The following is a 16,417-nucleotide window of genomic DNA, read 5'->3' as shown; positions in this document are numbered from 1 at the left end:
TTAGCCGTTCGCGGGTTCGTTGAACAGATCGGATTGATGCCGGGAGTGCGCTAGCTTGCGCTGCTCAGCGATGATGTTATAGACCTGCACCACGGTAATGCCTGCACGCTCCGCCAGCTCTTCAACGTTGTGGCCGTTGTGCAGTTCCCACAGGGCGCGGTCGCGCAGCGCTCGCTCTAAGTGCTTGCCCTGGGCCACGTATAGGCTACGACCGCCTGCAAACTTGGAGATGGCCCGCACCATGGTAAAAGCGTGTCGGCGGGCACAGTGGCGGTCTTCTCCTGCCTTCATCAATGCCTCTTCAACAACGCTCAGCATATCCGCTAGGCTTTGAGGCCATTTCTTGAGGATCTCCGGGTCGAGGTGCTCCAAAGCGTCGTCAGGAACGTCGAACCCCATATCCAGCGTATCGTCATCGTGCCTATTCACGGTGGTCTCCTCGCGTTGAGTGCAGGCCTAGTTCGGCGATCATGGTTCTTAATCTTTCGCGATTGGCTTTGCGCTGTGCTTCGCTCATAGGTGGCTTAGGAAGGCGTGGGCGCGGTGGACGATCTGGCAGCCGCTCAAGTAGTTGGCGAGGTGCCGGCCATTCCTTCGCTTCCCGTGTCAGCCTCAGAAAGGCCTTATGTATGCGAATAGCATCAAGCCCTTGATCCCAACCAATGTTGGCAGACCATATCGACTGAACCCAGATATCCTCTGTTTTATCAATCAATTCTTCGCTAGGCGTAAAGGGCAGGCGCAACACCCAGAGTGCCTTGAGGCCATCAGAGATAGAGCGGTAGAACCACTGTGGATACTGACTCATTGACGCGCTCCTAGTTTGCTCAGCCCTAAAGCCATCTTGCTTTTTGGACGCTGCGCACTTTCACCTTCATGAAACGCTATGGCTTGAACAGCCACTGCCCGTGCGCCTAGGGTTTCAACCACGCGCTTGAGGTAGTTGTGATTGCGCAGCGGGCGTGTGTCTTCGCCGGTGTCGCGCTTGGTGCGGATGGCTTCGACGGTGTCGGAGAGTGCCGCGCCCACTACCAGGGTGTCGGTGGCCAGGGCTAGCGCCTCGCGCATGATGCGCAGTTGGCGTTCATAGGCCATGGCGCGGGTCTTGCCCCGGAACAGGCCGATGTAGGCGACCAGCGGGCGCGACACTTCACGGGGCAGGTCTGCCAGGATGGCCATCATTTCGCGCAGGGATTCGTCTTCCATGGCGTGCTCTAGCGTGAAGGTGGTGTGGCAGCAGGGGCAGCGAGTTTCCATAGTTTCTCCGGCGTTTAATCGTGGGTTAATCGCTGCTTAACAGCTGGGGTCGAAGGTCTGAACGTAGCGCGCTGGTTCGGGCAGTACTTCGGCCAGCTTTTTCAGCATGGCCAGGTTGCGCTCCCAGCCGTTGGGCAGGTTGTAGCGTGCGGCCAGTTCTTCACGGCTTTGGTTCAGCGCTTCTAGGCACTCATCCACGTAGGCGATCAGGTCACGCTTTTGGTGCTCGACATCGAGGGCGGCAATCACGCCCTTGAACTGCGCTTCCGTGCGCAGCCAGTCGATGCGCTCAATGCCGGTTTGGCGCTTGGCGATCGCTCCGGCATATTCCCAGCTAAGGCCCATATCGGTCAGCTGCGCTTCGATCTTGGCCATCTGCTCGTGCTTGTTGAAGGTGTTGGGCAACCGGCCCGCCCGCTTGGGCGCTTTGGGCTGAAACCCCAGGCGGCGGAACTCGTGCAGCACACCGCCCACGGTGCGGTTATCGAGATCTTTCGAGCTGCTCACGCCTGCCGTGCGGGCGAGAATGGCGCGGTATTCGTCATCACTCAGCCCTAGCTGCTGCTTGGCGATGTGGATCTGGGCCAGCTTGCCTTTGCTGATCATGGCTTGGCTCCGTTCATCTGGCGGCGTACCGCGTTACACCAGCCGCCACACGGCTTGCCGTGGTTATCGCCCTCGTGGCAGGCAAACACACCTTGGCGCTTCACAGCGGCGTTGAAGTCGCGCTGGGTGTGCAGGCTCTTTGATGCATCGCTACCACGGCGAGCCGCACAGCCACCGCACATAGGTACTGCGTTGTTCAGGGCTTCTTCCAGTTCCTGGCCTTCCAGGATGCGCACCGGCTTAGGCTCGTAGCTGAGGCAGGTAATGCCCGCGCCGGGGTCGGTGACCCAGCCACCCTGGGGCCACGGCGTGCCGCTCTTCATTTCGATCATGCCTTCGATGATCTGGCATGCATCCAAGTGCTTACACATGCCGCACAGCATGGCGAAGGCTTCTGTCCACGCTTCGCCCTCTGGCTTGAAAGGGGTGCGTTCAAAAGCCATCGGCCACCTCATCAACCTTGATCTCAAGGTCAGGAAAGTGCTTTTTGAGGTGAGCCACTGCGGCGCCTTCGGTACCAAAATTAGGCACAACACCGACCACACGCGGCGTTACCATGCGATCGGCTTCCTTCTTGCCCCACCCACGCTTCAATGCCGCATAGTCCTTTTTGCGATAGGCTGCCCGCTTCATTGGCCGCCAGAAGCGCCCTTGGGGATGCAGTGGCTTACCGTCCTCGGTTTTTGTCCATTCGAAGTCCACGATGCCGTCCACGTAGACCATAACGAAAATCTTCTTACCGTCATGCGCCTTGGTCAGCGACAGCGTGTGCCCATCCGCCAGCAGATCAACTCTGCCGCCCAGATGCTTTAACCGCTCTTTTATCTCTTTCCACTTATCCATTGTTCACCTCTTGACTACTCATCAGTGCCGGGCCACGACGCCCAGCAGGTTTCTTTTGCTTGCGCTGTTTATCACGCTTACGAATAACGGATGGCAACTGCTCGTAGCAGGCCTTACACGGCTGGATGGTCACGCCATGAGTCAGGTAAAAAAACTCGCTATCGTCCGGCCACCATTCATCGCACTTCGTGCATAGCTTCTCTGGGCCGAGATCGGTCATCGCGATCTGTGATCGTTGTCCCTTGGCCATAGCTAGTCTCCGGCTGCTCATCAGTGCTGGGCCACCACGCCCAGCAGACGCCCCACGTGGGGGCGTTTCGCTTAATGGACGGTTGATCTCTTAGCTATATCTAACCGCTCGACTTCCTTGACTATTGCCTGCATGCCGACAACCGCCAGATGGTGAAGGCGCTTTGCCTCTGGGCTTTGGTCTTCAGTGCGGGAAATGCTTGAGGCACAGACGGTGGTGATTCCCTTCTCATCAATGCCGAGCGTGATCACGCTCTTTATGTCGACCTTTGGTTGCTTGTTCATGCGGCACCTCGGTTAGCGCGGTAGGTGATGTGGTAGCGGTACTGCATGCCCGCCGCTACATCGGAGTGGCGCAGGTAGTCGTTAACGACGTTGACCTTTGGGCCGTACACCTTGCGCGCTACGTTTAGGGCTGCGTCGCGGTGGGTGGTACCCGTGGCACGCTTGCCGCGCAACGTGCCAACAAAACCGCCGATCGCAGGGCTGACGCTGATGGAGGACGCATTCAATACGGTGCTCATTGGGTCACCTCATCGGTCATGTTCTCGCTAGCCCAGCGCCAGGCGCTGTGCTTCCAGTTACGCGGCGGCGGGTTCTGCTTTAGCCACTGTTTGGCTTGTGCGGCACTGATGCCGCGCTCCTGGAGCTGGTAGAAAAACGCGCATTTGCTGGGCATGGTTAGGCTCCTTTGATCGCTTCGTTTAGAGACTCAGTAATAGCGTTAGGCTGGTCAGTCGGGCGCAGGCTGTTAGTGCGTACAGCTACTTTTCTTCCGTTGCGCGCCTTAACAATCGAAAGCCCACCGCTTACCTCAACTAAAACGCCTGTGCGGGAAGAGATATGAACCGAGCTACCTGATCGGCGAGAAAAGACATAGGAGACTTCATCACCTGGCTTTAGATTTGAGCTGGTCACCTCACACCCCCGCGATATCTAGGCTGATGGGCTGGTATTGGTCGGTACTGCCAATGCGCTCATAGATGCGGATGTAGCTCTTGGAGCCCGTCACCTGCACCGCGTCACTGATGGCGTCCATGGCTTTCAGCCAGCGCTTGTCCTGGATGTTCAGGCGGCGCAGACCTAGCACTTGGCCGGTGCGGATGTTGCCCGCTGTATCGACGCGGAAGGCGTCTTGAACGATGGTGGCCACCTCTGGGCGGGCGTCCGCTGTCCAGTCTTCCAGGCAGTATTCGATCAGGCCTCTGGCCGCTTGCAGTCGCTCATCAAAGGTGATGGTTTCGGAGATAGCGCGCTGCACCTTGTAGCGGCCACAGAACGACACCAGCTGCACGTTGCCTTTCTTGCCGCCGATCTGAACGTCGTACTCCTGGGCGGATGTCTCGACCAAGGCGGCGATCTCGCTAAACACATCGGCCTTGAAGTCGCGTAGCTGGTCGCGCAGCTCACAGGCGCGGTCGACAATCGAGAGCACGAGTTCATCGCGCACCTGGTCGATCGGCTTGATCTGTGACTCGGGAATCAATCGGCCTTTGGCGTCCATGCGGAAGCCTTTGGGTACCTGCTGGGTATCGGTTGCGGGGGTGTTCATTTGGTTACTCCAAAACGTTGATCGAGTTTGATATCGCGTGTGACGTTGTTAATGGCGTCCAGGTAGCGCTGGGTATGCGGGCCGTGCAGGCAGACAAACGCGGCGAACGGCTGAAACTGGTGGCTGCGAGTGATGGCCACCGCGACTTGCTCAGCGCTGTCGGCGCCCATGTCGTGTAAAAGCTGGCTGACGTTGGCGTCGCCGATCTCGTCGGTGTCGATCAGGCGCATAATCGGGTTGGCGGTGTTTATGCTCATGTCAGGCTCCTTTGCGCGCTTGCTTGCGGGCGAAGTTAGAGGTGCAGCGGGCATTGCCCCGGTTGTGGCGGTGGTGGCGCATGGGCTCGACATAAGCGCCGTTGCGCTGGCTCAATTCGCACATGTCGCGTTCAGACTGAGCCACTTCGTCGCGCCACTGATCGAGCAGGTCGCGCCAGTCCCAGGCGGTGGATTGCGCCTTGATGTCGTCGTAGTCGCTTGCCTCTTCGGCGTGCTCTGCAAGGCCGGTGTCCCAGGCGTGCCATAGGCGCAACACGACGTTGTGCTGAGCGGGTAGCAGCGGCAGCGGCGCAAACGCCAGGTGTTCGTAGCGATCGGGCGCGGCCAGGTATTGCGGCAACGTGATGCCGTGGCCTTTGAGGTACAGCGCGACATAGCGGTTGGCGTAGCACTCCAGGTATTCGTCGGTGTAAGTGGTCATGCCTCATCACCTCTCTTTGCGGGAATCGCTTCACGAAAGCGCGACGGGCTGAAGTCGCAAACTTCGTCAGCAGGGATATGTCCGAAAATTTGCGTACAGCGGCGGCAATGGACGCAGTCAGCGCAGGTCTTCCCGGTGGGCAGATCCATATCGTCGCCCTGGCGCTTGTAAGGAGTGCGGGTGCTCATACATCACCGCCTAGATCTTTCCAGGCTGCTCGAATGTGCGTCACGCTGGGCTGGCCGCTGGCAAACAGGCTGGCGAGGCGCAGTGTTTGGCTAAGGCCGCGCAAGGCACCAGGGCGCTTGCCGATGTCGTGGCCTAGCGTGCGTGATGCCATGTCGCTAATCGCCCAGGCATCCAGTAGCGCGTCAATGTCGCCTGCCTTGGGGCGTGATAGGCGCACGCGCTTGGCCACCCGGCTGAACAGCTGGGCAAAGCCAATGCTGCGGTTGCCGCCGGTGAGCTGGGTGTAGACGATCTCGTTGCCCACAAGCGCAAGGCCGATGCCCGCGCCTTCGGCGATCTGGCGGATCTGATCAAGGGCGCGGGGGTTGAGGTGCTGGGCTTCGTCGATCACCAGCAGGCCTTTGCTATCGCGCAGGCGTTCGATGATGTTGGTCTCGACCATGTGCACGGCGCCGGTGGCACGAATGCCAAGCACCTGCGCGATGCGGGTCAGGATCGGGCCAGGCGCTGAGGTGGCGGGCGTGGCGGTGGCTACCCACACGTTGGGTGACTGCTGGCAGTACTGGCCCACCGCTTCGGTTTTGCCCACGCCTGCGCCGCCGTAGATAACGGAAATGGTGGCGGCCATTTGGGCAAAGCCAAGCGCTGAAATAACGGCGCGGGCGCTGGGGGTTTCTACCCACTCAGGGGCAGCGGGTAGGCTGGCGTTGAGGCTTTCGTTCTGGCGGCGGCTTTCCAGCCAGCGGTTGGCAGCGCTTTCCACCTGGCTGTTATCACCGCGATAACTGCCTTTTAACCACTGGTTAAAGCGGGTTTTATGCACGCCGATCAGCTGCGCGGCGGCGGCCTGCGAAAGCCCTTCGGCTTTCATGGTGGCGGCGACTTGCTCGGCGAGTTCGTCGTTACGTTGTTTGAATTCGGCTACGTTGTTGCTCATCTGTTATACTCCAGTTGCTTTTTGATAAGCCCCTTTGGGGCGTTGTGTGGGCCCTGTGGAGTTGCACCTCCGCAGGGCCTTTTTTATAGCTGCTGCTTTTTCCACTTTGCGTGTTGGCTAACGATGTGTTCGTGAAAGCCGTAGGTTTCTGCGGCGTCTTCGTCATCGCTTTCCACCACATCACTGCCTACCACCCGCTTGCGCTCGCCGAAGCTGCCGCGCGTCACATCGCTCTGGATGGGCGTGTGATCTTCTGGCTCGGGCGTGGGTAGGTACTGCGCCGCTTCCAATGCGCTCTGCGCGACCTCGGCTTGTTTGGCCTGTTTGCCTGCCTTGAGGCGTTGGGTGTGCAGCCTGCGCCATTCGCGGCCTTTGCTGGTGTCGCCAAAACCGGCGGCGTGGATACAGTCGGCAGTGCCGATGTAGCGGCCATCGTTCTGGTACACATGCACTTGCTCATGAAGCTGGTCGGGGTCGAACCGCACAACGACACGCTTGCCGATGTAGTTGATAAGGCAGTCGGCGCCGTAGCGGTTTTTGCCTTGGGGCCCACTACCAACGCTTAACGACATGCTGCTATCGCGCTGCACCAGTACCGACTCGGCAGCCAGCAGCCACATGCGACGCTGGGCAGCCGTGGCACGGCGGATGCGGTGGGTGTTGCGCTGGTAGCTGTCGTCGAACGCTTGGGCGTAGCTGAGCTGCCCGCCGCAGGCTTCGCTGCGTCTGCCGGTTTTGGCGTTCCAGGCGCGGATACGGTCGGCGAGTACTTCGGCGAACACTTCCCAATCAACGGCGGTTTCGGCGTAGTTCTCCGGCTTGGCCATGGGGTTTTCACCGGTATAGGCGCCGCTGAACTTCGGGTGCTTGTCGACGTATTCACCCAGGCCACCCACGCCAAAGGCGCGTTCGATGGGCTTGGCTTGGCCGTGGCCACGACCGTTGTGCACGGTTGTCCAGTGCACTTGAATACCCAGCTGGGGCATCAGGCCCATGGGGTCTTCTTCTTTGATCTTGAAGCGGTAGCGGTTCTTAACGCCGCCGGTCATCCATTTGTTGGCCGCTGCGCGAGTGTTGTCGATCGTGCAGTGTTCGGGGATGCCGTAACGCTCGATCACATCGCCCAGGGCGAGGCGGATCACATCGGTGTGTTCGGTGCGGTCGGTGCGGTAACCGACAATCCGGCGGCTGTAGATGTCCTGGAAGAACCACGTTTTGGGCCGTCCGATGCTGCCGTCGGGAAACTTCACAAAGACGTTGTGCTGGTAGCCGTCGCCGTTGATCCAGTAGAGGGCGTGCAGGTCGCGCACGGTGCGCTGCTGGCTGGGGTAGAGGCGCATCATGGCGTACTCGCCTTCGCGGGCGAGTACTCGCACGGTGAGCGGGATCTCTTTCACCCTGCGATTAACGGTGCGCAGGCTGGGCACTTTCCAGCCGTGTTTCGCCGCCGCTTCTTGCAGCAGGTCGTAGCAAACCGCTTCTGTGGGGCCTTCATAGCGCAGGAACATGGATTTAAAAAACTCCCATGCAGCTACGTCCCATTCAGCGGTGGCGGTGCGGCCTTGGTAACCAGGGGCTAACAGGGCTAGCCAATCGCTGGTGTCAGCGCCTTTCACGAACCCTTGCCAGCGGTAAAGCGTGGCGCGGCTTTCGCCATACACGGCGGCGACCTGGTCAACGGCAGTGACTTTGCCCGCGCCGTTATCCACCAAGCGCTCCACCGCTTGAAGGGCTTGTAAACGGCGGGCCGCTTCATCTTTCACGCTTTGGGGCTTGCGCTCGTAGGCGTCCCATAGCGACTCGCGGTCGACCGTGGCAGCGATGGATTTTGGGCGCGTTACAGGTGCTGGAGCCTGCTGCTTCAGGAGTGCGGTTTGGGTTTCTAGTGGTAGCGAGTTCAGTGAGTACTCTTTACCACCACCTTTACCGGTACGCTTGCGCTCTTGCCAGCCATCACGCTTAGCACGTCGGACAACCGCGCTGTGCGTGTCAGGCATCCCCGGTAAGCCCGCCAGCTCTTTAGCGGAGTACCAATCACTCATGAGCGGCACCCCTTGAATAGGCGGGCGTTGCACTCTGCGGTAGATTGAGAGGTGCAACCCAAACCCAATCCATCCTTAGAGGAACGCCCATGAAAGACGATATTGATGATTTTTTAGATGGAAGAAAAAACACGTTTTCTGATGCGGCCGAGGCGCTCTGGCACGGCACAGTAGGCGAGCATGTAGAGAAGCTCTTATCTAAAGGCGAAGCGCTCTCACTAGAGTCATTGCGAAACGCCCTGGTAACCACGAAGGAGGACGCAAAGCAGGACAGCTTGATTAAGCTGCGCGCAGTTAAGGCGCTGGAGAAGTTAGATAACATCACTTCCCCTCGCTCTTAAGGGCGCAGCCATAGGCAACAATGAATCCGCTTAAGGTATGGGCCGCGCTAAAGGTTTGGCTGGAAGCTAACCAAGCCTGACGAGCGGCCACCTCGGTTGTTACCATTTGCGGATCGCTGGATAAGTCGCGCAGCAACTCAGTCACTTCGTCCATGAGTTGCTGCACGCACTTACCCTCTTTCAGCGCCGAATCAATAAGTGCGCGAATTTGCTCTAATACGCTGTCTTGCGGCTTTAATTCGCTCATCGGTTATGCCCCTTCAAACAGTTCAAGTTCTGGCGCGTTGGCTTTGCGCACGTTTTCGCGGTGGCTAGCGAGTTGCTTAATCGCCTGGGTAACACCCTCTAATGTGCCGTCTACATCGCGCTGTTCGCGGTAGAAGTGGCTGAGGTATTCAACCGCTTTGTTTAAACAATTTTGCAAATCCATTAAGTCGTTCTGGCTGCACTTCTTTCCCGCTGGAATATCGATCACTAACTTCTGCGCACTACCGGCGATCCACTGGGTGATAAAGGTGGCGTCGCACGCAAACTCAAACGGGCGAATGCGGCGGGTAGGGATACAGCCATCAGCAATCCATTTGTAAACCGTCCATTCACTCACCCCGACCAGGTCGGCCACCTGGGCCACGCTGCGGTTGTGCTTATGCAGCGCGTAGTCGGCACACAGCCGTGTGGCGTGTTCCAAGCTGTGGGGTTGAACCGGCTTCCAGCGTTTACGGGTCATTGGAAGTGTGTCCTTGTTCAGTAGCTACAAACGTGGCGCCAATTTGCATCTAGTCGCTGTATTAGCGGCGGCTTACGCTAAGTGGCACATGACTGGAGTTCGACCTATGCTGCTTTTCTGTTCCCCTGCTGACAGTTCCGTTTATTGGAACCAGTGGTATCCTTGTCCGCGTAACGACTCGGCCAGATGGTCTGGGCGTCGGTGCCGATTGCTTCGGCGATCAACCGCTCGCCTTTTGGCCAAGGCCGATCAAGCGCTACGGTCAGTTGGGTGGCGCAGGCATAACCGTGATGCTTGGCGAGCTTTCGTAATGACCAGCCAGCTTTGCGGACAGCGGCGACGATGTCGGCGCGATGCCAGTCTTTGGGACTGGCTTTTTTTGATGCGCTTTTTTCATTCATGTCATAAGGCTCTTTGCTGCTATTGGGTTACTACATGAATCAATATATCGCCACGAACGTGGATACGTCAACCACGTTAATGGAGGTCAACGTTAGGCATGGCTGTAAAAACGTGGCAATAAGTCAAAGAAGATAATGGGATCAATTACTTGGGTGTAACTATGACGCGTCAAACTTCTGCTAACGATCAGGTCAATGTTCAGGCCGAGAAGGTTGACGCTTTCGGTGAGAGGGTTGCCATTGCCATAAACAGGGTTGGTGGATCCACAAAAATGGCTGAAATAGCAGGTGTATCCACGTCTGTGTTGAGCAAGTGGAGGCGCGGAGAGTCTGACCCGTCTCGTTCAAGGCTAATAAAAATGGCCAGTGCGGCGGGCATTTCGTTGGAGTGGCTGGCAACCGGTGAAGGGCCAATGGTCGTTGAGTACGGTAGAGCAGCTGACAAGGAGCCAGTGCGAGTTGAGGAGCTGGACGCATACTTTGCATATGCGCATAAAGCAGACGTGGAGCGGGCTGCAAGCGAGCAGGAGCAGCCTTCGCCGATCCCAAATACGATCTATGCAAGGCTTGTAGGCCCGCTTTATGAGCTGGTGCCAGACGATCTTGGTATGCGAGAAGCGGTGCTCGAAAGAAGCGTCAATATACTGAGAGCCGCTACGAACGACGACCCTGTGGAGATGTTGCTGTTTGAAGAGGAGGAGCTTCGCGCCATCGTTACTTCTGCCCGCGCAGCGTATAAAATAGCGAAGAGACGGCGGGGCGTTTAACCATTTTTTAAACGCCGTTTAATCCCTGCTAGGCGTTTATCACTTCATCTGTCGCGAATTGGCGTTACCGCTTGCTTCGCCAAAATTTCGCAAATCATAGCGGTGCTCGTTTCAGCGCGCCGCAAATGCCCACAAGCCCCGCCATTGCTGCTTTGAGCGCACATCAACTCGCATCAACTCACATTAACCCAGGTTTCTCAGACTAAATGTCCCCACACAACCTGTATCGCCTATGAAACCATTACCGATGCCCGCGGCGGCTTACCGCTTCTGGCCCCTATGAGCACCGTAGCCGGGCGAATGGCGGTGCAAGCAGGGGCTCATAGCCTGGAGAAGGCTCAGGGCGGTGCAGGTGTGCTGTTGCCCGGTGTGCCGGGCGTGGCGCCGGGTAAGGTTACCGTGATTGGTGGCGGTGTGGTGGGCGAAAACGCTGCCCGTATGGCGTTGGGGTTAGGCGCAGAGGTCACTATTCTGGATAAGTCGATAGCGCGATTGGAAGTGCTGGATGACCGCTATCAGGGCCGCATCAAAACGGTTTACTCCACCGCAGACGCCCTGGAAACGGCCACCCGCGAGTCGGATATGATCATTGGTGCGGTGCTGGTGCCCGGCGCCGCAGCGCCAAAATTGATTACGCGCAGCATGCTGGCCGATATGAAGCCCGGCAGTGTACTGGTCGATGTGGCCATCGACCAGGGCGGCTGTTTTGAAACCAGCAAGCCCACCACCCACGCCGAGCCGACCTATATCGTCGATGGGGTGGTGCACTACTGTGTCGCCAATATGCCCGGCGCGGTGGCGCGTACGTCCACCCAGGGGCTGACCAACGCCACGCTGCCCTTTGTGCTCGCCCTGGCGGATAAAGGCTGGCAGCAGGCGCTAAGAGACGACCCGCACTTCCTGCCGGGCCTGAACGTACATGCGGGTCAAGTCACTTACCAGGCCGTGGCAGACGCCTTTGGGCTGGAGAGCAGCGATCCTGCGAGCGTTGTTGCAGCTAACTAAGTTATCGGAAACTAGTGGCTGGCGGCTAATCAATTAGTCGCATCGGGGACTATCGATCAAGGCTTCTGTTAGCTCAGTAGTGGGGCGGCACATTATCCTCGGGGCGCTGACCGCCCTGGGGGTCGCTTGCCTGAAGTGCCTGGTGCTGCTCACGTAGGCGTTCGCGCATCAGGCCGCTGAGCTGCTCCAGTTTGTCCAGGCGCCGCTCCTGCTGAACCACGGCTTGATCCAGGGTGTCCAGCCAGTGCTCTTGGTGGGCGAGTCGGCTCTCTAAAGATTCAAGGCGTTGAGCCAGGTCAGCAGGCGATAATTCGTGGGTCATGATATCATTGCAACCTTATGTAGTAGTATGCCAGTGCTATTGGGAATGGGCCTGATAGTGCCGGTATTGTCCTTCGTCTGTTACCCATACAACAAGAGAGCTTTTTTTTTCTATGAACCCAAAAGTTGTGTTTCGCTGTTTCTTAATCAGTGTATTACTTGCCGCCCCCACGCCACTTTTGCTGGCGGGGATTGTTCATTTAACCGATAGTGCCCTCGCCGAGCTGTGGATGGCCGAGCTGGCAATCAGTGGAGTTAGCGGTGTCTATATTGCCGTTGCTATAGGTAGTTTTATTGTTCTGTGGATTGGCACATTAGCGTCTGCTGCTTTTGCGCCCTCGATCGTGGTGGCGCCGGTGGCTCATGCCAAGCCAACATCACGCCAGCCCCAGGCAGCCGCTCCGTTGGACGATGATGAGGAAGAAGATATCATCGATCCTAACGATGGCCGTGAAGAGGGTGAAGTGAAGTGGTTCAACACCAACAAAGGCTACGGTTTTATTACCCGCGATAATGGCGAAGACGTGTTTGTACACTTCCGGGCCATTCGGGGCCGTGGGCCGCGAATGCTGGCAGAAGGCCAAATCGTGCGTTATCACGTGATAAAAAATGAGCGTGGTTTGCAGGCCGACGATGTCAGTATTATTGAGTGAGCCTTACGGCTAGCTAAATGGTTAGTTGGATAGCAAACGACCCCGCCTTGGCGGGGTCGTTGTCGTTAAAGCGCCCGATTAACGCCCTGAGTCGGGCCACTCTATTGCACCCTCCTTACCGCCGGGCAGCACCTGCCAGAAACGGTCAGGGTCATCGCCGGGGTGCCAGCCGCCTAGAGAGCAGCGCACCTCTGTTTGCAACGCTTCCGCGGCCTGTTGGGCACACTCTTGGTCGGTCATCCAGGGGGTATGGTTGCTATCAAACCAGAGACTGGCAAAGCCATCAGCGGCTTTATCGACCAGCAGTACCGGCACGCAGTCGCCCTGGTATTGGCCGCGGGTTTGCCATTTGCCTTTACCCGCTGGGCTAAGCGGTGGTGCGATCAGTGTACTTTTTAACCACTCATTGAGCGCATCGAGCGATACGCTGGCCAGGTAAATCTCTATATCGGGGTAACGCTCCATCATAGGTTTACCTCGCCGGAGCAGAGCAGCGCTTGCAGCGTTGCTTCGTAAATCCGGCTTAAGTCGTCCAGGTCGCTGGCGCGAACGCGCTCATTGACCTTGTGGATAGTGTCGTTGAGCGGGCCCAATTCAACCACTTGAGCACCCAGGGTGGCAATAAAGCGGCCATCCGAGGTGCCGCCGCTGGTGGAGAGCGCCGGGCGCTTGCCGGTTACCGCTTCGACGCCTTTAATGGCGGCGTCAACCAGCGCGCCTTCTGCGGTTAAAAATGGCTCACCGTTGAGCGTCCAGTCTACCTGATACTCCAATCCATGCCGGTCTAGAATGGCCTCCGTGCGCGCTTTGAGCTCATCAGAGGTCACCTCGGTAGAGAAGCGAAAGTTAAACACCACTTCCACATCGCCAGGAATAACGTTGGTGGCGCCAGTGCCGGCCCGCAGGTTGGAAATCTGAAAGCTGGTGGCGGGGAAAAAGTCATTGCCCGCGTCCCAGTGCTCGTTGACTAACGCATCCAGCGCGGGCATCGCCTGGTGGATGGGGTTGCGCGCTAAATGCGGATAGGCCACGTGACCCTGCACACCTTTAATGTGCAGCGTAGCGCCCAGTGAGCCGCGTCGACCGTTTTTGATCGCATCGCCAAGGTAAGTGGTCGAGGAGGGTTCGCCGACAATGCAGTAGTCGAGGCGCTCATTACGCTCGCGCAGGTGCTCGACCACCGCGCGAGTGCCGTCGACTGCCGGGCCTTCCTCATCGGAGGTGATCAAAAAGGCAATACGGCCATCATGATCCGGATGGTTGGCCACAAAGCGCTCAACGGCGGTCAGCATTGAGGCCAGGCTGCCCTTCATGTCCGCCGCGCCACGCCCGCACAACATGCCCTCATCATCGATACAGGGCTCAAACGGAGGGTACTGCCAGTTGGTATAGGGGCCGGTAGGCACTACGTCGGTGTGGCCGGCAAAGGCCACCACTGGGCCGTGATGGCCGCGCACCGCCCAGAAATTTTTCACGTCGCCAAACGGCAGCCGCTCAATATGAAAATCGAGCGCCGCTAAGCGCTCGATCATGAGTTCCTGGCAGCCTTCGTCGTCCGGCGTTACCGAGGCCCGGCTGAGCAGCTCAAAAGCGAGCGTGAGCGTTGGTGACACTCCTTCAGGCTCAGTTGTGGGCATGCAGTGCCTCGTTCAGGGCGATGGCACTTTTATTGGTCAGGCACTCAATGCGGCCACTCTGGGAGTTGCGGCGCCACAGCTGGTCGTCTTGGCCGGCCAGTTCGCGTGCAGCGACGGTCTTCACCACTTGGCCTTGATCATCCAGCAGCGCGACTTTGGAGCCTGCAGTGATGTAGAGCCCTGCTTCCACCGTGCAGCGATCACCCAGGGGAATGCCGATGCCCGCGTTGGCGCCGATCAGGCAGCCTTCGCCCACTTTGATCACGATATTGCCGCCGCCGGAGAGGGTGCCCATGGTGGAGCAACCGCCGCCCAAGTCTGAGCCTTTGCCGACCACGACGCCGGCAGAGATCCGGCCTTCGATCATGCCGGGGCCTTCGGCGCCCGCATTGAAGTTGACGAAGCCTTCGTGCATCACGGTCGTGCCTTCGCCCAGGTAAGCACCCAGGCGTACGCGGGCGGTGTCGGCAATACGGATGCCGGTGGGTACCACGTAGTCAGTCATTTTGGGGAATTTATCGACACAGTCGACGGACAGCGCACGGCCGGCCATGCGGGCTTTCAGGCGGCGTGTAGGCAGTTCTTCGATATCGATGGCGCCTTCGTTGGTCCAGGCAATATTGCGCAGCAGGCCAAACATGCCGGTGAGGTCAAGGCCGTGAGGTTTGACCAGTCGGTGGGACAGCAGATGCAGTTTTAGATACACCTCGGGCGCGGTTTGTGGCGCTTCGTCGCTCTCCAGGAACATGGCGACCAGCGGGCGCTGGCTGGCAGAGAGCGCTTCGGCGAGCTCTGCCTGGGCGGAGTGCCCCGCGGCTTCTAACGCTTTAGCCAGGCGGGTGCAGTCTTCGGGTAAAAAGCTGATGGCGGCGTTGCCTTGGGGGGCATCCAGGGCCTGCTTAGCGGCTTCCACTAGGCTTGCGGGTGGGTTGAGCAGTGGCGCCGGGTAGTAGATCTCCAGCCAGTCGCCCTGGGTGTTTTGGGTGCCGATTCCAAGCGCAAAGCTCAGCATAAGAAGTTGTCCTGTCGTGTTGGGAAGTGAAGGTTGGAAAAAAGAGCCTGATTGCCTAGGGCCTTGTAACGTTAGCCGCTTAGCTTGTCGTAATCGCCGTCGCGGTAGCCGACTACAATGGTGCCATCGTCTTTTTCCAGCAGCGGTCGCTTAAGCAGCGTAGGGTATTTCATCAGTAGCTGGCGGGCGGAATTGGCGTCGTAATCTTTCTCTTCATCAGAGAGTTCGCGCCAGGTTTTGCTGCGCTTGTTAATGACTTCCACAAGCGGTACGCGATGTAAAATATGCTCCAGCAGTGCAGCGGAGAGACCATCTTTGTGCAGATCGTGGGTTTTATACAGCAGTGCTTTCTCATCTAACGCTTTACGCGCTTTGCGGCAGGTATCGCAGTTATCGATGATATACAGCGTCAGCATACGACCTCCTGAGAATGTTGAGCCAGAGAATGTTGTTAACCGCGCTCGACGAGATGGCGAATTCGTTGGGCGGCTTCAAGGGTGGGCGCTAATTCAGCCACCAGCGCTAGGCGCAAACGTCCTGCGCCGGGGTTAACGCCATTTTCACCCGTGCGTCCCATTAGGCTGCCAGGCAGTACGCTCACGTGCTGCTCGGCAAATAGCCGCTGGGTGAGGGCGATATCGTCGCCACCTGGTACGGCGGGCCATAGGTAAAAGCTAGCTTGTGGCGCGGGAAAATCCATTACCGGGGCAAGTACATCGGTCACCGCGCTGAACTTCTCCCGGTAGGCGTTGCGGTTGGCGCGTACGTGCTGCTCATCCTGCCAGGCGGCGATAGAGGCGTGCTGCAGCGGTAGCGACATGGCGCAGCCGTGGTAGGTGCGGTAGCGCTTAAACGGCGTGAGCAGTGCCGCATCCCCCGCCACAAAGCCCGAGCGCAGCCCCGGTAGATTGGAGCGTTTGGAGAGCGAGTGAAACACCACGCAGCGCCGGTAATCATCACGCCCCAGCTCGGCGCAGGCTTGCAGCAGCCCAGGCGGTGGGGCGGCTTCGTCGAGGTAGAGCTCCGAGTAGCACTCGTCCGAGGCGATAATAAAGTCGTGTTCGTCGGCGAGGGCAATCAGCTGCTTAAATTCATTAAGGGGCGTGACCGCACCGGTGGGGTTGCCCGGCGAGCAGATAAAGACGATTTGCACATCGCGCCACGTAGCGGCAGGGACGG

Annotated in this window: 27 protein-coding genes, 2 other RNA genes and 1 pseudogene; 4 read left to right on the top strand and 26 right to left on the bottom strand. The window is 58.5% G+C overall.

The window, feature by feature from the left end:
* The 17 genes from JI62_RS08235 to JI62_RS08160 form a co-directional block, all read right to left on the bottom strand.
* Positions 1 to 429, bottom strand: a complete 429-nt coding sequence (locus JI62_RS08235; RefSeq protein ID WP_088699700.1) for a Mor transcription activator family protein — start codon at positions 427 to 429, stop codon at positions 1 to 3.
* Positions 422 to 808, bottom strand: coding sequence for a hypothetical protein (locus JI62_RS08230; protein WP_088699699.1), 387 nt, complete (start codon positions 806 to 808; stop codon positions 422 to 424). Before JI62_RS08230 ends, JI62_RS08235 begins: the two co-directional genes overlap by 8 nt.
* Positions 805 to 1,257: a hypothetical protein gene (locus JI62_RS08225; protein ID WP_088699698.1), complete on the bottom strand. Its 453-nt coding sequence runs from the start codon at positions 1,255 to 1,257 to the stop codon at positions 805 to 807. The genes JI62_RS08230 and JI62_RS08225 overlap by 4 nt, the downstream gene beginning before the upstream one ends.
* A gap of 36 nt (positions 1,258 to 1,293) precedes the next feature.
* The gene (locus JI62_RS08220; protein ID WP_088699697.1) at positions 1,294 to 1,863 is read right to left on the bottom strand and encodes a gp16 family protein; all 570 of its coding nucleotides are present in this window, start codon (positions 1,861 to 1,863) and stop codon (positions 1,294 to 1,296) included.
* Positions 1,860 to 2,306: a hypothetical protein gene (locus JI62_RS08215; RefSeq protein ID WP_088699696.1), complete on the bottom strand. Its 447-nt coding sequence runs from the start codon at positions 2,304 to 2,306 to the stop codon at positions 1,860 to 1,862. The genes JI62_RS08220 and JI62_RS08215 overlap by 4 nt, the downstream gene beginning before the upstream one ends.
* Positions 2,296 to 2,706 carry a hypothetical protein gene (locus JI62_RS08210; RefSeq protein WP_088699695.1) on the bottom strand — a complete coding sequence of 137 codons (411 nt, stop codon included), beginning with the start codon at positions 2,704 to 2,706 and terminating at the stop codon, positions 2,296 to 2,298. The genes JI62_RS08215 and JI62_RS08210 overlap by 11 nt, the downstream gene beginning before the upstream one ends.
* A gap of 8 nt (positions 2,707 to 2,714) precedes the next feature.
* An RNA gene (locus JI62_RS08205) (hammerhead ribozyme type II) lies at positions 2,715 to 2,767 on the bottom strand.
* Positions 2,768 to 2,963: 196 nt separating this feature from the next.
* An RNA gene (locus JI62_RS08200) (hammerhead ribozyme type II) lies at positions 2,964 to 3,029 on the bottom strand.
* Complete coding sequence (locus JI62_RS08195) at positions 3,028 to 3,240, bottom strand: hypothetical protein (RefSeq protein ID WP_088699694.1); 213 nt, start codon at positions 3,238 to 3,240, stop codon at positions 3,028 to 3,030. Before JI62_RS08195 ends, JI62_RS08200 begins: the two co-directional genes overlap by 2 nt.
* Entirely contained in the window at positions 3,237 to 3,479 is a 243-nt protein-coding gene (locus JI62_RS08190) for a hypothetical protein (RefSeq protein WP_088699693.1), read from the bottom strand. Before JI62_RS08190 ends, JI62_RS08195 begins: the two co-directional genes overlap by 4 nt.
* A complete protein-coding gene (locus JI62_RS22590) occupies positions 3,476 to 3,634 on the bottom strand; it encodes a hypothetical protein (RefSeq protein ID WP_170938508.1) in 159 nt (52 codons plus the stop codon). The genes JI62_RS08190 and JI62_RS22590 overlap by 4 nt, the downstream gene beginning before the upstream one ends.
* Before the next feature lie 240 nt (positions 3,635 to 3,874).
* Positions 3,875 to 4,507 (bottom strand): DUF3164 family protein, encoded by a 633-nt coding sequence (locus JI62_RS08185; RefSeq protein ID WP_088699692.1) that lies wholly within the window; start codon positions 4,505 to 4,507, stop codon positions 3,875 to 3,877.
* Positions 4,504 to 4,764, bottom strand: coding sequence for a hypothetical protein (locus JI62_RS08180; RefSeq protein ID WP_088699691.1), 261 nt, complete (start codon positions 4,762 to 4,764; stop codon positions 4,504 to 4,506). The genes JI62_RS08185 and JI62_RS08180 overlap by 4 nt, the downstream gene beginning before the upstream one ends.
* Position 4,765: 1 nt before the next feature.
* A complete protein-coding gene (locus JI62_RS08175; protein ID WP_088699690.1) occupies positions 4,766 to 5,206 on the bottom strand; it encodes a hypothetical protein in 441 nt (146 codons plus the stop codon).
* A complete protein-coding gene (locus JI62_RS08170) occupies positions 5,203 to 5,394 on the bottom strand; it encodes a hypothetical protein (RefSeq protein ID WP_088699689.1) in 192 nt (63 codons plus the stop codon). The genes JI62_RS08175 and JI62_RS08170 overlap by 4 nt, the downstream gene beginning before the upstream one ends.
* On the bottom strand, positions 5,391 to 6,332 hold the full coding sequence (locus JI62_RS08165; RefSeq protein WP_088699688.1) for an AAA family ATPase: 942 nt from the start codon (positions 6,330 to 6,332) through the stop codon (positions 5,391 to 5,393). The genes JI62_RS08170 and JI62_RS08165 overlap by 4 nt, the downstream gene beginning before the upstream one ends.
* 83 nt (positions 6,333 to 6,415) lie before the next feature.
* Positions 6,416 to 8,374: a transposase domain-containing protein gene (locus JI62_RS08160; protein WP_088699687.1), complete on the bottom strand. Its 1,959-nt coding sequence runs from the start codon at positions 8,372 to 8,374 to the stop codon at positions 6,416 to 6,418.
* Positions 8,375 to 8,463: 89 nt separating this feature from the next.
* Here JI62_RS08160 and JI62_RS08155 point away from each other — a divergent pair, with 89 nt between their 5' ends.
* Positions 8,464 to 8,715, top strand: a complete 252-nt coding sequence (locus JI62_RS08155; RefSeq protein WP_088699686.1) for a hypothetical protein — start codon at positions 8,464 to 8,466, stop codon at positions 8,713 to 8,715.
* Here JI62_RS08155 and JI62_RS08150 read toward each other — a convergent pair.
* The 3 genes from JI62_RS08150 to JI62_RS08140 all read right to left on the bottom strand — a co-directional run bounded on the left by JI62_RS08150 (position 8,696) and on the right by JI62_RS08140 (position 9,843).
* On the bottom strand, positions 8,696 to 8,962 hold the full coding sequence (locus JI62_RS08150; RefSeq protein ID WP_088699685.1) for a hypothetical protein: 267 nt from the start codon (positions 8,960 to 8,962) through the stop codon (positions 8,696 to 8,698). The two genes, JI62_RS08155 and JI62_RS08150, sit on opposite strands and share 20 nt — an antisense overlap.
* A 3-nt stretch (positions 8,963 to 8,965) precedes the next feature.
* Positions 8,966 to 9,442: a helix-turn-helix transcriptional regulator gene (locus JI62_RS08145; protein ID WP_088699684.1), complete on the bottom strand. Its 477-nt coding sequence runs from the start codon at positions 9,440 to 9,442 to the stop codon at positions 8,966 to 8,968.
* A 104-nt stretch (positions 9,443 to 9,546) separates the two neighbouring features.
* Positions 9,547 to 9,843: a helix-turn-helix domain-containing protein gene (locus tag JI62_RS08140; protein ID WP_088699683.1), complete on the bottom strand. Its 297-nt coding sequence runs from the start codon at positions 9,841 to 9,843 to the stop codon at positions 9,547 to 9,549.
* A gap of 161 nt (positions 9,844 to 10,004) precedes the next feature.
* Between JI62_RS08140 and JI62_RS08135 the strand changes: the two genes are divergently transcribed.
* The gene (locus JI62_RS08135) at positions 10,005 to 10,610 is read left to right on the top strand and encodes a helix-turn-helix domain-containing protein (RefSeq protein ID WP_088699682.1); all 606 of its coding nucleotides are present in this window, start codon (positions 10,005 to 10,007) and stop codon (positions 10,608 to 10,610) included.
* Positions 10,611 to 10,829: 219 nt separating this feature from the next.
* Positions 10,830 to 11,615, top strand: a pseudogene (locus JI62_RS08130) (alanine dehydrogenase); the annotation flags it as partial.
* A gap of 73 nt (positions 11,616 to 11,688) precedes the next feature.
* Here JI62_RS08130 and JI62_RS08125 read toward each other — a convergent pair.
* Positions 11,689 to 11,937 (bottom strand): SlyX family protein, encoded by a 249-nt coding sequence (locus JI62_RS08125; protein WP_088699681.1) that lies wholly within the window; start codon positions 11,935 to 11,937, stop codon positions 11,689 to 11,691.
* A gap of 112 nt (positions 11,938 to 12,049) precedes the next feature.
* Here JI62_RS08125 and JI62_RS23080 point away from each other — a divergent pair, with 112 nt between their 5' ends.
* A complete protein-coding gene (locus JI62_RS23080) occupies positions 12,050 to 12,589 on the top strand; it encodes a cold-shock protein (protein WP_088699680.1) in 540 nt (179 codons plus the stop codon).
* A 78-nt stretch (positions 12,590 to 12,667) separates the two neighbouring features.
* Here JI62_RS23080 and JI62_RS08115 read toward each other — a convergent pair whose 3' ends face one another.
* The 5 genes from JI62_RS08115 to JI62_RS08095 form a co-directional block, all read right to left on the bottom strand.
* On the bottom strand, positions 12,668 to 13,057 hold the full coding sequence (locus JI62_RS08115; RefSeq protein WP_088699679.1) for a hypothetical protein: 390 nt from the start codon (positions 13,055 to 13,057) through the stop codon (positions 12,668 to 12,670).
* Positions 13,054 to 14,226, bottom strand: coding sequence for a succinyl-diaminopimelate desuccinylase (gene dapE, locus JI62_RS08110; protein ID WP_088699678.1), 1,173 nt, complete (start codon positions 14,224 to 14,226; stop codon positions 13,054 to 13,056). Before dapE ends, JI62_RS08115 begins: the two co-directional genes overlap by 4 nt.
* Positions 14,213 to 15,238, bottom strand: a complete 1,026-nt coding sequence (gene dapD / locus JI62_RS08105) for a 2,3,4,5-tetrahydropyridine-2,6-dicarboxylate N-succinyltransferase (RefSeq protein WP_088699677.1) — start codon at positions 15,236 to 15,238, stop codon at positions 14,213 to 14,215. The genes dapE and dapD overlap by 14 nt, the downstream gene beginning before the upstream one ends.
* Positions 15,239 to 15,309: 71 nt before the next feature.
* Positions 15,310 to 15,654 carry a Spx/MgsR family RNA polymerase-binding regulatory protein gene (locus JI62_RS08100; protein ID WP_088699676.1) on the bottom strand — a complete coding sequence of 115 codons (345 nt, stop codon included), beginning with the start codon at positions 15,652 to 15,654 and terminating at the stop codon, positions 15,310 to 15,312.
* Positions 15,655 to 15,689: 35 nt separating this feature from the next.
* The coding region (locus JI62_RS08095; protein WP_141101310.1) for an aminotransferase class I/II-fold pyridoxal phosphate-dependent enzyme at positions 15,690 to 16,417 on the bottom strand (728 nt) is incomplete at its 5' end.

Source organism: Halomonas campaniensis, from assembly GCF_002211105.1.
In the GTDB taxonomy this organism is placed as follows: Bacteria; Pseudomonadota; Gammaproteobacteria; order Pseudomonadales; family Halomonadaceae; genus Vreelandella; species Vreelandella campaniensis_A.
This window is presented reverse-complemented; position numbering and strand designations above follow the sequence as displayed.

Bases quoted from the DNA above. Each gene is read 5' to 3' on its own strand.
- JI62_RS08230 (WP_088699699.1), bottom strand. From the start codon at position 808: ATGAGTCAGTATCCACAGTGGTTCTACCGCTCTATCTCTGATGGCCTC.
- JI62_RS08225 (WP_088699698.1), bottom strand. From the start codon at position 1,257: ATGGAAACTCGCTGCCCCTGCTGCCACACCACCTTCACGCTAGAGCAC.
- JI62_RS08220 (WP_088699697.1), bottom strand. From the start codon at position 1,863: ATGATCAGCAAAGGCAAGCTGGCCCAGATCCACATCGCCAAGCAGCAG.
- JI62_RS08215 (WP_088699696.1), bottom strand. From the start codon at position 2,306: ATGGCTTTTGAACGCACCCCTTTCAAGCCAGAGGGCGAAGCGTGGACA.
- JI62_RS08210 (WP_088699695.1), bottom strand. From the start codon at position 2,706: ATGGATAAGTGGAAAGAGATAAAAGAGCGGTTAAAGCATCTGGGCGGC.
- JI62_RS08195 (WP_088699694.1), bottom strand. From the start codon at position 3,240: ATGAACAAGCAACCAAAGGTCGACATAAAGAGCGTGATCACGCTCGGC.
- JI62_RS08190 (WP_088699693.1), bottom strand. From the start codon at position 3,479: ATGAGCACCGTATTGAATGCGTCCTCCATCAGCGTCAGCCCTGCGATC.
- JI62_RS22590 (WP_170938508.1), bottom strand. From the start codon at position 3,634: ATGCCCAGCAAATGCGCGTTTTTCTACCAGCTCCAGGAGCGCGGCATC.
- JI62_RS08185 (WP_088699692.1), bottom strand. From the start codon at position 4,507: ATGAACACCCCCGCAACCGATACCCAGCAGGTACCCAAAGGCTTCCGC.
- JI62_RS08180 (WP_088699691.1), bottom strand. From the start codon at position 4,764: ATGAGCATAAACACCGCCAACCCGATTATGCGCCTGATCGACACCGAC.
- JI62_RS08175 (WP_088699690.1), bottom strand. From the start codon at position 5,206: ATGACCACTTACACCGACGAATACCTGGAGTGCTACGCCAACCGCTAT.
- JI62_RS08170 (WP_088699689.1), bottom strand. From the start codon at position 5,394: ATGAGCACCCGCACTCCTTACAAGCGCCAGGGCGACGATATGGATCTG.
- JI62_RS08165 (WP_088699688.1), bottom strand. From the start codon at position 6,332: ATGAGCAACAACGTAGCCGAATTCAAACAACGTAACGACGAACTCGCC.
- JI62_RS08160 (WP_088699687.1), bottom strand. From the start codon at position 8,374: ATGAGTGATTGGTACTCCGCTAAAGAGCTGGCGGGCTTACCGGGGATG.
- JI62_RS08155 (WP_088699686.1), top strand. From the start codon at position 8,464: ATGAAAGACGATATTGATGATTTTTTAGATGGAAGAAAAAACACGTTT.
- JI62_RS08150 (WP_088699685.1), bottom strand. From the start codon at position 8,962: ATGAGCGAATTAAAGCCGCAAGACAGCGTATTAGAGCAAATTCGCGCA.
- JI62_RS08145 (WP_088699684.1), bottom strand. From the start codon at position 9,442: ATGACCCGTAAACGCTGGAAGCCGGTTCAACCCCACAGCTTGGAACAC.
- JI62_RS08140 (WP_088699683.1), bottom strand. From the start codon at position 9,843: ATGAATGAAAAAAGCGCATCAAAAAAAGCCAGTCCCAAAGACTGGCAT.
- JI62_RS08135 (WP_088699682.1), top strand. From the start codon at position 10,005: ATGACGCGTCAAACTTCTGCTAACGATCAGGTCAATGTTCAGGCCGAG.
- JI62_RS08125 (WP_088699681.1), bottom strand. From the start codon at position 11,937: ATGACCCACGAATTATCGCCTGCTGACCTGGCTCAACGCCTTGAATCT.
- JI62_RS23080 (WP_088699680.1), top strand. From the start codon at position 12,050: ATGAACCCAAAAGTTGTGTTTCGCTGTTTCTTAATCAGTGTATTACTT.
- JI62_RS08115 (WP_088699679.1), bottom strand. From the start codon at position 13,057: ATGATGGAGCGTTACCCCGATATAGAGATTTACCTGGCCAGCGTATCG.
- dapE (WP_088699678.1), bottom strand. From the start codon at position 14,226: ATGCCCACAACTGAGCCTGAAGGAGTGTCACCAACGCTCACGCTCGCT.
- dapD (WP_088699677.1), bottom strand. From the start codon at position 15,238: ATGCTGAGCTTTGCGCTTGGAATCGGCACCCAAAACACCCAGGGCGAC.
- JI62_RS08100 (WP_088699676.1), bottom strand. From the start codon at position 15,654: ATGCTGACGCTGTATATCATCGATAACTGCGATACCTGCCGCAAAGCG.